The organism is Curtobacterium sp. MCLR17_031, from assembly GCF_003234775.2.
GTDB lineage: Bacteria > Actinomycetota > Actinomycetes > Actinomycetales > Microbacteriaceae > Curtobacterium > Curtobacterium flaccumfaciens.
Map to the genome: position 1 here is coordinate 455,878 of NZ_CP126270.1, position 12,403 is coordinate 468,280.

General features: G+C 70.9%; 13 protein-coding genes. 9 read left to right on the forward strand and 4 right to left on the reverse strand.

The genetic code is table 11. From position 1 onward, the window contains the following. Positions 1–455: 455 nt before the first annotated feature. The 3 genes from DEI96_RS02355 to idi form a co-directional block, all read right to left on the reverse strand. Positions 456–1,475: a LacI family DNA-binding transcriptional regulator gene (locus tag DEI96_RS02355; RefSeq protein ID WP_017886425.1), complete on the reverse strand. Its 1,020-nt coding sequence runs from the start codon at positions 1,473–1,475 to the stop codon at positions 456–458. Positions 1,476–1,591: 116 nt separating this feature from the next. Beyond that, complete coding sequence (locus DEI96_RS02360) at positions 1,592–2,641, reverse strand: magnesium and cobalt transport protein CorA (protein ID WP_111022694.1); 1,050 nt, start codon at positions 2,639–2,641, stop codon at positions 1,592–1,594. 246 nt (positions 2,642–2,887) lie between these two features. Beyond that, positions 2,888–3,430 carry an isopentenyl-diphosphate Delta-isomerase gene (idi, locus tag DEI96_RS02365; protein WP_110864939.1) on the reverse strand — a complete coding sequence of 181 codons (543 nt, stop codon included), beginning with the start codon at positions 3,428–3,430 and terminating at the stop codon, positions 2,888–2,890. A gap of 21 nt (positions 3,431–3,451) precedes the next feature. On the opposite strand from idi, the gene DEI96_RS02370 reads away from it, so the two are divergent. The 7 genes from DEI96_RS02370 to DEI96_RS02400 all read left to right on the forward strand — a co-directional run bounded on the left by DEI96_RS02370 (position 3,452) and on the right by DEI96_RS02400 (position 9,849). Next, positions 3,452–4,510: a polyprenyl synthetase family protein gene (locus DEI96_RS02370; RefSeq protein WP_071404931.1), complete on the forward strand. Its 1,059-nt coding sequence runs from the start codon at positions 3,452–3,454 to the stop codon at positions 4,508–4,510. Continuing rightward, positions 4,507–5,445, forward strand: a complete 939-nt coding sequence (locus DEI96_RS02375) for a phytoene/squalene synthase family protein (RefSeq protein WP_111022695.1) — start codon at positions 4,507–4,509, stop codon at positions 5,443–5,445. The genes DEI96_RS02370 and DEI96_RS02375 overlap by 4 nt, the downstream gene beginning before the upstream one ends. Beyond that, entirely contained in the window at positions 5,442–7,082 is a 1,641-nt protein-coding gene (gene crtI, locus DEI96_RS02380) for a phytoene desaturase family protein (RefSeq protein WP_111022696.1), read from the forward strand. Before DEI96_RS02375 ends, crtI begins: the two co-directional genes overlap by 4 nt. Continuing rightward, entirely contained in the window at positions 7,082–7,414 is a 333-nt protein-coding gene (locus DEI96_RS02385; RefSeq protein WP_027464925.1) for a lycopene cyclase domain-containing protein, read from the forward strand. The genes crtI and DEI96_RS02385 overlap by 1 nt, the downstream gene beginning before the upstream one ends. Further along, positions 7,411–7,809 (forward strand): lycopene cyclase domain-containing protein, encoded by a 399-nt coding sequence (locus DEI96_RS02390; protein WP_258372735.1) that lies wholly within the window; start codon positions 7,411–7,413, stop codon positions 7,807–7,809. The genes DEI96_RS02385 and DEI96_RS02390 overlap by 4 nt, the downstream gene beginning before the upstream one ends. After that, positions 7,806–8,732 (forward strand): prenyltransferase, encoded by a 927-nt coding sequence (locus DEI96_RS02395; RefSeq protein WP_111022697.1) that lies wholly within the window; start codon positions 7,806–7,808, stop codon positions 8,730–8,732. Before DEI96_RS02390 ends, DEI96_RS02395 begins: the two co-directional genes overlap by 4 nt. Positions 8,733–8,805: 73 nt before the next feature. Beyond that, entirely contained in the window at positions 8,806–9,849 is a 1,044-nt protein-coding gene (locus DEI96_RS02400; RefSeq protein ID WP_111022698.1) for a Gfo/Idh/MocA family protein, read from the forward strand. Positions 9,850–10,042: 193 nt separating this feature from the next. Here the strand turns inward: DEI96_RS02400 and DEI96_RS02405 are convergent, their stop codons facing one another. Beyond that, entirely contained in the window at positions 10,043–10,783 is a 741-nt protein-coding gene (locus tag DEI96_RS02405; RefSeq protein ID WP_111022699.1) for an MBL fold metallo-hydrolase, read from the reverse strand. A gap of 63 nt (positions 10,784–10,846) precedes the next feature. Here DEI96_RS02405 and DEI96_RS02410 point away from each other — a divergent pair, with 63 nt between their 5' ends. Both DEI96_RS02410 and DEI96_RS02415 read left to right on the forward strand, forming a co-directional pair. After that, positions 10,847–11,362 carry a hypothetical protein gene (locus tag DEI96_RS02410; protein WP_111022700.1) on the forward strand — a complete coding sequence of 172 codons (516 nt, stop codon included), beginning with the start codon at positions 10,847–10,849 and terminating at the stop codon, positions 11,360–11,362. A 4-nt stretch (positions 11,363–11,366) separates the two neighbouring features. Beyond that, positions 11,367–12,398: a YihY/virulence factor BrkB family protein gene (locus tag DEI96_RS02415; RefSeq protein ID WP_111022701.1), complete on the forward strand. Its 1,032-nt coding sequence runs from the start codon at positions 11,367–11,369 to the stop codon at positions 12,396–12,398. Positions 12,399–12,403: the final 5 nt, after the last annotated feature.

Consider the following 12,403-nt stretch of genomic DNA (forward strand, 5'->3'; position numbering starts at 1 on the left):
TCACGGGCCTCCCGTCCGCTTCGTGGTCGCGTCCGGAGCCGCGCTCGCCTTGTCGGAGCGGGCGTGCCTGGTGCTTCCGGGCGTCCCAGGTCGGAAGTTCGTGGCAGGTACGCCCGTTCCTGGCAGGTACTCCGGGGCGGCCGGGTGGTTCCGGGCGTACCGGGTCGTTTCGGGCGTCCCTGGTCGGAAGTTCGTGGCAGGTATGCCCGTTTGTGGCAGGTACTCCGGGGTGGCCGGTTGGTTTCGGGTGTACCGAGACGTTTCGGGTGTACCCAGTCATTCCGGGCGTACCTGGTGTCTTCGGGCGTACCTGGTCGGAAGTTCGTGGCAGGTATGCCCGTTTGTGGCAGGTACTCCGGGGGCGCCGGGTGGTTCCGGGCGTACCGGGTGTCTTCGGGCGTCCCTGGGCAGAGGTTCGTGGCAGGTACTCCGGGGCGCCGAAACCCCGAGAGCCGTCAGCGCGTACGGGGCGCGCTGGTGGAGGCGCGCACGACCAGCTGCGGGACGATGTCGATCGGGCGGAGCAGTTCGCCCTCACTCGGCAGCAGCAGGTCCACGCAGCGACGCCCGAGCTCGGCGAAGTCGACCTGCACCGTGGTGAGCGGTGGCCAGAAGTGCTTCGCCTCGGGGATGTCGTCGTAGCCGACCACGGACAGGTCGCCCGGGACGTCGAGCCCGTACGAGCGTGCTGCGTGCATGACGCCGAGCGCCATCTGGTCGTTCGAGCAGAAGATCGCGGTGCAGTCCCGCCACCGCAGCAGCTCACGGCCGGCGTGGTAGCCGAAGTCGGCGGTCCAGTCGCCCAGGATCGGCGGGGCGACGGCCATGTCGCGGTCGGACATCTCGCGCAGGAACCCCTGCATGCGGGCGTCGGCTTCGATCCAGTCCTGCGGTCCGGCGATGTGCCGCACGTACTCGTGCCCCAGGTCGAGCAGGTGCGCGGTGGCCAGTCGTGCGCCCTCCATCTGGTCCACCCACAGGGCCGTCGGGTCCTCGCCGACGCTGGCGCGCATGGTGACGTAGGGGGTACGGATGCCGAGCTCCGCGATCAGGTCGAAGACCCGCTGCTGGGGGGCAATGACGACGATGCCCTCGACGTCGAGGTCGAGCAGGTGCCCGAGTCCCTCGCGCACGGCGGCATCGGTCGCCTCGGCGATGTTCGCCGTCGTGACCGAGTAGCCACGGAGCATCGCGGCGTCCTCGATCGCCTGCAGTGCCACGGCGGGACCGTAGTGGGCGCGGCGGGCCGTCAGGACGCCGATCGTGTGGGTCCGGCTCGTGACCAGGGCGCGTGCGGCCCGGTTCGGCCGGTACTGCAGCTGTTCCATGGCCGCCAGGACCTTGTCGCGTGTCTCGGCCCGGATCGCGTCCGAGTTGTTCAGCACCCGCGAGACGGTCTGGTGCGAGACGCCCGCGATCCGTGCGACGTCACGGATGCTGGGCGAACGCGGTTGCTGTGTCCGCGATGACGCCATTGCTGCTCGTTTCCGCCCGGGTGTCGTGGCACATCGATGTGCACGTTCACATCCGGGCCAGATCATTATGCACGTCCGGCGGATCGGCGCCACCTGTGCGCCGATCCGCCGTCCGCTCAGAGCCAGTTGCGCTTGCGGAAGATCGCCCAGAGCACGCCCATCAGCAGGAGCATGCCGAGGATCGCGACCGGGTAGCCGTAGTGCCAGTGCAGCTCGGGCATGTGGTCGAAGTTCATCCCGTAGACACCGGCGATCAGGCCGGGCGCGAACAGGATCGCCGCCCACGACGAGATCTTCTTGACCTCCTCGCCCTGGCGGTGTGCTGCCCGGGCGAGTTGCCGGCTCTCCTCACCCTGGGCCAGGCTCGCGCTGGTCATCCGGCGCATCGCCTCGTTCTGCTCCTGCGACACCAGGGTGGCGTGCAGGGTCAGGGCGTTCTCGAGCAGGGCGCGGAACGAGTCGACGCGCTCGGTGACGCGGAGTGCGTGGTCGTGCACGTTGCGGAGTCGGTGCTGCACGTCGTCGTCCACGCCGTACTTGTCCGCACCGCGGAGCAGCCCCGTGACCATCGCCGGCACCGGGGTGGTGGCCCGCTGGAACGCGAGGACCTCGCTGAGCAGCTGGTAGATGCGCTTCGAGACCCCCGGGTCGACCTGCCCGGCGAACAGCTGGTCCTCGATGGCGTCGATCTGCTCCTGCAGCACCTGGACGACGGGGCCGTAGCCGTCGACGACCTCGTCGAGCACGGCCGCGGTCACGGCCTCGGACCCCTTCGCCAGGAACTCCGGGTCCGCCTCGACCTGTGCGCGCAGCACCGCCAGGTCGGGTCGTGCGGCGTGCCGGACGCTCACCACGAAGTGGTCGCCGACGAACAGGTGCACCTCGCCGAACTCGACGGTGCCCTCGGACGGGTCGAACCAGGCCGGCCGGAGCACCAGGAACAGGGTGTCGCCGTAGCGCTCGAGCTTGGCGCGCTGGTGTCCCTTGCGGGCGTCCTCGACGGCGTTCTCGTGCAGGTCGAACTCGGCGGCGACGGCCTCGAGCTCGTGCGGGTCGGGCCGGAGCAGCCCGATCCACGTCAGGTCGCCACGAGCTGGGCGCGACAGGGTCGACGGAGACTCCACGCGGCGTCCCCGGACGTAGATCGCGTTGTCGATCAGTGCCATGTGCGTGCTCCTTCGGTGGGGAGCAGGCGGGCGCGATGGCGCCCCGGAGTCGATCCGGGGCGGGGCAGGGTCAGCGAGCGGGCGCGACGACCGACAGGGGCGGCCGGCCCGATCGAGGATGGTCACCCGACATCGCGCCTCACCTGCCCTTCTCGTCTCGTCGTGGCGGCGCCCAGAGCGCTGCCGACGGTCGAGCGTACGCCTGCGGCACGGGTCGGACAACCCGTCGCGGCAGGCGCAGGAGCGTCAGCGCGTGACGTGCAGCCCGGCGGTCTCGAGCTCGGCGAGCTGCCACCCGAGCCACGGGCTCCAGGCGAACGGCGCGCCGGCGACGGCCTGCCTGAGAGAGTCCTCGGACACCCATGCCCACTCGGCGACCTCGTCGTCCGCGGGAGCCGGAGTGTCGTCGGTCACGGCACGGAAGACAGGGCAGACCTCGTTCTCCACGATGCCCGAGGCGTCGACCGCGCGGTACCGGAACTCCGGCAGCACGACCTCGACGTCACGCACGGTGATGCCGAGCTCGCGGGAGGCCCGACGGCCGATGGCGTCCTCGAAGGACTCGTCCGGACCGGGATGGCCGCAGAAGGTGTTCGTCCACACCCCCGGCCAGGTCTTCTTCGACAGCGCTCGTCGGGTCACCAGGACGTCGCCGTCGGTGTTCCGGACGTGGCACGAGAAGGCCAGGTGCAGGGGCGTGTGGGCAGTGTGGACCGTGAACTTGTCCGCCGTGCCGATCGGGGTACGGTCGTCGGCCAGGAGCACCACGGATTCAGGGAAAGCGTTCATCTGAGTCGATAGGTTAGGCCAATGAGCGAGGAAGCGACCACCGTGCCGCACATCGACCTCGCGCTCGTCGACGACTGCCTCGAGCGCTTCTTCGCCGTGTCGTCGGCACGCGCCGAGCGCTACGGCCGACCGTCCGAAGAACTGTGGCGCGTGCTCCGCAAGGCGAGCATGGGCGGCAAGCGCTTCCGGCCCCGCATGGTCATGACCGCGTACGCCGGCATGGGCGGCACCGACGTGCACGCAGCCGCCAACGTCGCGGCGGCCTACGAACTCCTGCACACCGCACTCGTGGTGCACGACGACGTCATCGACCGCGACTGGTCGCGCCGCGGGCAACCGAACGTCGCCGGGTCGTTCCGTGACAACGGGACGACGGGCGGCCTGCCGCTGCCGACGGCCGAGCACCGAGGGATGAGTGCCGCGGTCATCGCCGGTGACCTGGCCCTCGCCGGTGCGCCCCGCTTCATCGAGGCCGCTGGCGTCGACGGCACCCGCCGCGAGCGGCTGCTCGAACTGCTCGACGAGGCCGTGTTCGCCAGCGCCGCCGGCGAGATGACCGACGTCGACCTGGCACTCGGCGTGATGCCGACGGTGGACGAGGTCCTGGCGATGGAACGGGCGAAGACGAGCGTGTACTCGTTCGAGGCCCCGCTGCAGTCCGGTGCCGTCCTGGCCGGCGCCGACGAGGAGATCGTCACCGCCCTCGGGGCCTTCGGTCGCGAGATCGGCATCGCCTACCAGATCGTCGACGACCTGCTCGGGGTCTTCGGCGACGAGACCATGACCGGCAAGACCGTGCTCGGCGACCTGCGCGAGGGCAAGCGCACCATGCTGATCGCGTACGCGGCGACCACGGACTGCTGGCCGGACCTCGAGCCGTACCTCGGAGACCCGGACCTGACCGAGGCCCGCGCGGACGAGGTCCGTGCGACCCTGGTCTCCTGCGGTGCGCGCGGCGCCGCGGAAGCACGTGTCGCCGACCACACCGCACTCGCCCGGGCCGAGCTCGCCCGGCTGCCGTACGACCTCGCCGACCGCCTGGAGGCCCTCGTGACCGAACTCGTGGAGCGCGCCCGGTGACCCACAGCACCACGACGGCGACCGGGTCCCGTCCGGCTCGCCTCCAGCTCTACGACGCCACGGCCGAGGCCGCGTCGGGGGTCGTCATCGACCGGTACTCCACCTCGTTCGGCCTGGCGAGCCGCATGCTGGCCCGCGACACGCGCGAGCACATCCGGAACGTCTACGCGCTGGTCCGCGTCGCCGACGAGGTCGTCGACGGTCCCGCGACCGAGGCCGGGCTCGACCGCGAGCTCGCCCGCACGGTGCTCGACGAGCTCGAGGCCGACACGGAACGGGCCATCGCGCTCGGCTTCTCGGTGAACCCGGTCGTCCACGCCTTCGCCCGCACCGCCCGTGCCACCGGCTTCGGTGCCGAGCTCACCGCCCCGTTCTTCGCCTCGATGCGCATGGACCTCGACCGCACCGAGCACGACGACGCTTCGTTCGACGCGTACGTGTACGGCTCGGCCGAGGTCGTCGGCCTGATGTGCCTGCGTGCGTTCGTGTACCGGGCCGGTCGGCCGACGTTCGACCAGGCCGAACTCGTCGCCGGTGCACGTGCGCTCGGCGCCGCGTTCCAGAAGGTGAACTTCCTGCGTGACCTGCACGCCGACTTCGAGGTGCTCGGTCGCTCGTACTTCCCGGGCGTCGACATCCGGTCGTTCGACGAGGCCACGAAGGACCGCCTGGTCGCCGACGTGCAGGCCGACCTCGACCACGCCGCACGGACGATCCGGCTGCTGCCGGCCGACGCCCGCAACGCGGTCGGACTCGTGCACGCGCTGTTCCAGGAACTCAACGACCGACTCGCGCGCACGCCGGCGAGCCGCCTCGTCACGACGCGCGTGCGCGTCCCCAACCCGGTGAAGGTGCGCCTCGCGGCGCAGGTCCTCGCCGGACGCGCACCGCTCCGGTCGCGCGTCACCACCCACCGGCCGGGAGGCTCCTCATGACCCCGCCCCGCGCCTCCCGACCGACGACGGTCGCCACCACCACCCGGCGCAAGGTGCCCGCACGCCGCGCCGTCGTCATCGGCGGCGGCATCAGCGGCCTGGCGGCCGCCGCGCTGCTCGCACGCGACGGCTTCTCGGTGACGGTGCTCGAGCAGCGCACGCAGCTCGGCGGCCGTGCCGGCTCGTGGGAGCAGGACGGGTTCCGGTTCGACACCGGGCCGTCGTGGTACCTCATGCCCGAGGTCTTCGACCACTTCTTCCAGCTGCTGGGAACGTCGGCCGAGGCCGAACTCGACCTGGTGAAGCTCGACCCCGGTTACCGCGTCTACAGCGAGGGCCACGACGAGCCGATCGACCTGCGCGCCGACGCCGAGGCCAACATCGCGTTGTTCGAGTCCATCGAGCCCGGTGCCGGCGAGCGGATGCGGAAGTACCTCGCGTCGGCCGAGGACACCTACACGATGGCCGTGCGCCGGTTCCTCTACACGAGCTTCCAGGACCTCACGAAGCTCGCCGCACCCGACGTCCTGCGTCGCCTGCCCAAGCTCGCCCGCCTGCTGCTCGAGCCGCTCTCCACCTTCGCCGAGACCGCGGTGCGCGACCGTCGCCTGTGGCAGATCCTCGGCTACCCGGCGGTGTTCCTCGGCACGAGCCCGTACGCGGCGCCGAGCATGTACCACCTGATGAGCCACCTCGACCTGGCTGACGGCGTGCTCTACCCGAAGGGCGGCATCACCGAGGTGATCTCCGCCGTCGAGCGGGTCGCCCGTGCCGAGGGCGCGAAGATCATCGCCGGTGCGAAGGTCGAGCGGATCGTCGTCGAGGACGGCGTCGCCACCGGGGTCGTCCACCGCGACCGCGACGGCGTGCAGCACACGGCCCCCGCCGACCTCGTGGTCAGCGCTGCCGACATGCAGCACACCGAGATGCAGCTGCTCGAGCGTGAGCACCGCACCCACGGCGCCGACCACTGGAAGAAGCGCGACCCGGGCCCGAGCGCGGTGCTCGTGTACCTCGGCATCGACGGTCCGACGCCGGGCCTGCTGCACCACACCCTGATGTTCACCGCGGACTGGAAGGCGAACTTCGGCGCGATCTTCGGGGACGACCGGCACGTGCCGGACCCCGCCTCGATCTACGTCTGCGCCCCGTCCGAGACCGACCCGAGCGTCTCGCCGCCCGGCACCAGCAACCTGTTCATCCTGGTGCCCCTGCCCGCCGACCTGTCGATCGGCAAGGGCGGCATCGACGGTGCCGGTGACTACCAGGTCGAGCAGATCGCCGACCGTGCCATCGACGTGCTGGCCGAGCGCGCCGGGGTGCCGGACCTGCGCGACCGCATCCGGGTCCGTCGGACGATCGGGCCGCGCGACTTCGCCGACGACCTGAACGCCTGGAACGGCTCGATGCTCGGCCCGGCGCACACCCTGAAGCAGAGCGCGTTCTTCCGCGAGAAGAACGCGTCGAAGAAGGTCGAGGGGCTGTACTACGTCGGTGCCTCGACGATCCCGGGCATCGGTCTGCCGATGTGCCTGATCAGCGCCGAGGTCCTGCTCAAGCGCATCCACGGCGACCGGAGCACCGAGCCGCTGCCGACGCCCCTCGGGGCCCCGCGGGACCGGACCGAGACCGCCTGATGCCCGGGGTCTACCTCGCCGGCCTGGTGGTGTCCCTGGTCGGCATGACCGTGCTGGACGCCCGCTTCCGGCTGTTCTTCTGGCGGGCACCGTGGCGGGCGGCGGCCGTGATGGTCGTCGGTGTCGCGTTCTTCATGGTGTGGGACGTCGCCGGTGTCGCTGCCGGCATCTTCTTCATCGGTCCGCAGAACCTGCTCACCGGGGTGCTCCTGGCGCCCGAGGTCCCGCTCGAGGAACTCTTCTTCCTGCTGCTGCTCTGCTACTCGACGATGGACCTGGTCGGCTTCGTCCGGCCCCTGGTGCAGCGGGCGACCGATCGGCGGCGCGCGTGAACGGCACCGGGGCGTACGCGCTCCTGGCCCTGCCGTTCTTCGGCGTCACGGCCGTCGTGGCCGTGGTCGCCGGCATCGTCGCCGCCCGCCGGGCCCGTGCGGCGGGTCGACGGCCCGCGGTCGGGCGCCGGGTCGCGGTGCTCACGTCGGTGATCGCCGGCGTCGCGCTGCTGGTGATGACGATGGTGTTCGACAACGTCATCGTCACGCTGCGGATCGTCGCCTACGACCCCTCGCTCATCAGCGGTGCGAAGATCGGTGCGATCCCGGTCGAGGACCTCGCCTACGCGATGTCCGCCATCGTGCTGCTGCCCAGCCTGTGGGTCCTGTTCGACCGGACCGGCGCGCGCCCCGCGCCCGACCCGGCCCCAGCACCAGCAGAGGACATGAAGTGAACGCCAGCACCGCCTCCAGGCCGTCGACCCTGCGCGCCCTGTTCGTGTCGTCGCGCCCGATCAGCTGGGTGAACACCGCCTACCCGTTCGGCGCCGCGTACCTGCTCGGCAGCGGGGTCGGCGTCGAGGGCGGCGGCGGGTTCTCGCTCGTCGCGTTCCTGGTCGGCGTCGTGTACTTCCTGGTGCCCTACAACCTGGCGATGTACGGCATCAACGACGTCTTCGACTACGAGTCCGACCTGCGCAACCCGCGCAAGGGCGGCGTCGAGGGTGCCCTTCTCGACAAGAGCGTCCACCGCACCACGCTGTGGGCCGTCGTCGTCACGAACGTCCCCTTCCTCGTCGCGCTCGTGGCGCTCGGCGCCGTCAGCGGCAACGGGCCGTGGTCGTGGCTCGTCCTGGCGATCAGCGTGTTCGCGGTCATCGCGTACTCGGCACCCGGGCTGCGGTTCAAGGAGAAGCCGTTCCTCGACTCGCTCACGTCGAGCACCCACTTCGTCTCGCCGGCGATCTACGGCCTCGCCCTGGCGGGCCCGCACTGGACCGGAGAGCTCGTCGCCGTCTGCATCGCGTTCTTCCTGTGGGGCGTGGCGTCGCACGCGTTCGGTGCCGTGCAGGACGTCCTGGCCGACCGTGCCGGCGGCATCGGCTCCGTCGCGACCGTGATCGGCGCCCGGGCCACCGTCCGCCTGGCCTTCGTCGCCTACCTGGTCGCCGGCGTCGCGCTGCTGTTCTCGGCGTTCCCCGGGCCGATCGCCGCGATCGTGGTCATCCCGTACGCGCTCAACGTGCTGCCGTGGTGGAACATCACGGACCAGGGTGCCGAGGCCGCGAACGCCGGGTGGAAGCGGTTCCTCTGGATCAACTACCTGGCGGGTTTCATCGTCACGATGGCACTCATCGCGTACGCCTTCACGCACTGACAGACTGGACGCACGCACCGCGGCGTCCGTGGTGCGTCACCAGTCACGACGGCAGTCACGAAGGAGTGCGCGCATGAGCGTCCGGATCATCCACGTCGGTCTCGGAGGGTGGGGCGGCAACTGGGCCCGCACCGCCATCCCAGAGGTGTCGGAAGTGCAGGTGGTCGGGATCGTCGACCCGTCGGCGCCGACGCTCGAGGCCGTGCGGACCGACCTCGGGCTCCCGGCCTCTGCGGCGTTCGGGTCCCTGACCGAGGCGCTCGCCGCGATCGAGGCCGACGCCGTCGTCATCACCGCCCCGGCCGTGACGCACGTGCCGCTCGCGCTCGAGGCCCTCGACGCCGGCAAGCACGTCCTGGTCGAGAAGCCGTTCGCCAACACCACCGACGAGGCCGTCACCGCGGTCCGCCGCGCCGAGGAGCTCGGCCTGGTGCTGCAGGTCAGCCAGAACTACCGCTGGTACCCGGCACCGCGGGTCGTGCAGGAGATGCTCGAGGCGGACGTCGTCGGCGAGGTCTCCGCGATCAACGTCGACTTCCGGCAGTGGGACAACGACCAGCCCGCTGAGACGTACCCGCACTACCGGTTCCCGCACGCGATGATCAACGACATGGCGATCCACCACTTCGACCTGCTCCGGATGATCACCGGGCAAGAGGCCGTCCGGGTCTTCGCCAAGGCCAGCTACCCCGCCTACAGCAAGTACCAGGACGAAGCGGTCGCCTCGATGATCATCGAGCTCGACGGCGGCACGGTGGTCAACTACCGCGGCAGCTGGCTGAGCCGTGGCCCGCGCACCGCCTGGGCCGGCGAGTGGAGCATCGAGGGCGAGGACGGCGAGCTCTGGTTCACGAGCCGCGACGGTGAGCCGAACGCGGTCGACGGCGACCGGGTCACCGTCCGCCGCACGCAGGACGACGTCGCCGAGCCGGTCGAGCTCCCCGTGCTCGCGCACACCGACCGCCAGGGCGGGCTGCAGGCGTTCGCCCGCTCCGTGCAGGGCGGCCCCGCCCCGGAGACGAGCGGGCGCGACAACCTGCGGAGCCTCGCGCTGATGGAGGCCGCCGGCCGCTCCGCGGCGTCCGGCCTGCCCGAGGACGTCGTCGTCCCGTCCTGACCGCACCCACCCACGGCCTGGAGGCGCGGGGCGGGCCCGCACCGCGCCTCCAGGCCGGCTCTGGTCGCGCCCACCGCCTCGGTGACCTTTCGCGCACGCCCCTTCTGCGACGTTTCGCGCTCACCGACAGTCCACGCGTCGCGCCGCGCGTGAGGTGTCGCTGAGCCCGTGGACTCGCGAGCTGGTCGCCGCGTCAGGCGGCGCCGGCCGCCCGCCGCGCCTGCGCGACGGCCCGCCGCACACCGAGCGACCAGCCCGGCCCGTGGCCGGGCAGCACGTGCTTCGCCTCGGTGTCCGCGAGCCGGTCGAGCGACGCGACCGCCGTGTCGACGTCGGAGGTCGCCGCGGGTGCGACGATCCGCGGTCCGATCCCTCCCGTGTACGGGTCGAAGGTGACGAGCGCGTCCCCGGCGATGACGGCGTCGCGGTCGGCGAAGTGCAGCGCCACGTGGCCGTCGGTGTGCCCCGGGGTCTCGATGATCCACGGGTTGCCCGGCACGTCGGCGCGGTTCTCCATCGGTTCGGTGTCCGCGATGCCGTCGACCGTGACCGCACCGGCCAGCAGCATCCGACCCAGGGGGCGCAGACCACCCGGGTGGAGCGCGACGAACCCGAAACGGTTCGTCTGCGGCCGGTACGAGTACGGGTGCGCGGCGAGGTGCCGATCGCCCGGGTGGACGAACACGGGCGTGCCCCAGTCGCGGTGCATCCGTGCGGCGGTGCCGACGTGGTCGAAGTGCCCGTGCGTGAGCAGGAGCCCCTCGACCTGGTCGGGCGTGTAGCCCAGGTCGTGCACGGCGAGCTGCAGGTGCGGCCACGCGGCGGGCAACCCCGCGTCGACGACGAGCAACTGATCGCCGGTCTCGACGAGGTACGTGTTGGTGTGTGCGATCTCGAGGCGGTGGATCCCCTCGGCGGCGTCCCGGAAGAGCATGTGCGGCACGGTAGACGCGGCCTGCTGGGCACGATCCCGGGTGGGACGTGTACGAAATGGGGAATGGCCAAGGACAGTCTGCCCGAGCTCGAACTCGCCAACGTGCGCACCCGCGAGGGCATCACGGACACCGTGACGGAGCTGAAGCGACGCGCGGACCTGCCCGCCCGGACGCGGCTCGCGGTCGCCAAGACGAAGCAGCGGTGGCACCGCGACCCCACGCCGCTGGTGGCGATGGGCATCACCGGGCTGACCGGTGTCGCGGCGATCGTCCTCGGCATCGCGCTCCGGAACAAGCCCGCTGGACACCTCGCTCAGCCGCCGGCGAACTCGGCCTTCACCGCGCTGCTGCCGTTCGGCGCGCGTGGCGACGCCCCCTCGGCGAAGGAGCAGGCGCAGGCAGGTCGCAAGGGCCGGAAGGCGCGGGCCAAGGCTGCCGAGGAAGCCCTCGAGCGTGACCCGGCACACCGGGGCCGCGTGAAGCAGCAGGTCGGCATCGCCGCCGTCCAGCGACGCGCGAACAAGAACCGCAAGCAGGCGGTCAAGCGGTCGAAGGCGGCCGTGAAGGCGAGAGGCTAGTCCCATGGCGCACGAAGAGCAGAAGCCGGACCCGGACGACTCCCGGAAGCCCGACAACCCCACCGACCTGAAGAAGCCGACGCTCGTCTACACGCTGAAGAAGACGCTGCGCGAGTTCACGAGCGACCAGTGCACCGACCTGGCCGCGAGCCTGACGTACTACTCGGTGCTCGCGCTGTTCCCCGGGCTGCTGGCGGTCGTGTCGCTGCTCGGCCTGGTCGGGCAGGCCGACAACACGATCAAGACCCTGCTGCAGATCATCGGCAACATCGGGTCGGACCAGGTCGTGGACCTGATCAAGGAGCCGCTCGAGGGACTCGTCCGCTCGCCCGCAGCTCCCATCACGTTCATCGTCGGTGTCCTCGGTGCCCTCTGGTCGGCATCCGGCTACGTCGGTGCGTTCGGCCGTGCCATGAACCGGATCTACAACGTCCGCGAGGGCCGCCCGATCTGGAAGCTCCGCCCGACGATGCTCGGCGTGACGGTGACCACCGTCGTCCTGCTCGTGGTCGGCCTGTTGGTGCTGGTGAGCGGACCGCTCGCCCGCAGCTTCGGCGACGTCATCGGGCTCGGTGACGTGGCCGCGACCGTGCTGCTCATCGTGCAGTGGCCGATCCTGCTCGTCATCGCGATCATCGTCGTCGCGGTGCTCTACTACTGGTCGCCGAACGTCAAGCAGCCGAAGTTCCGGTGGGTCAGCGGAGGGTCGATCCTGGCGATCCTCATCTGGGTCATCGCGAGCGTCGGCTTCGGGTTCTACGTCGGGAACTTCTCGAACTACAACGCCACCTACGGCTCCCTGGGTGGGGTCATCGTGTTCCTGCTGTGGATCTGGATCACGAACAACGCCCTGCTCTTCGGTGCCGAGTTCGACGCCGAGATCGAGCGGGGTCGCGAGCTCCAGGCCGGTATCCGGGCGGAGGAGGACATCCAGCTCCCCGAGCGCGACACCCGCCAGATCGAGAAGCAGGACGAGCAGCGCGCGCAGGACGTGCTCGAGGGCATCCGTATCCGCCAGGGCGTCGACAACGACTGACCGTC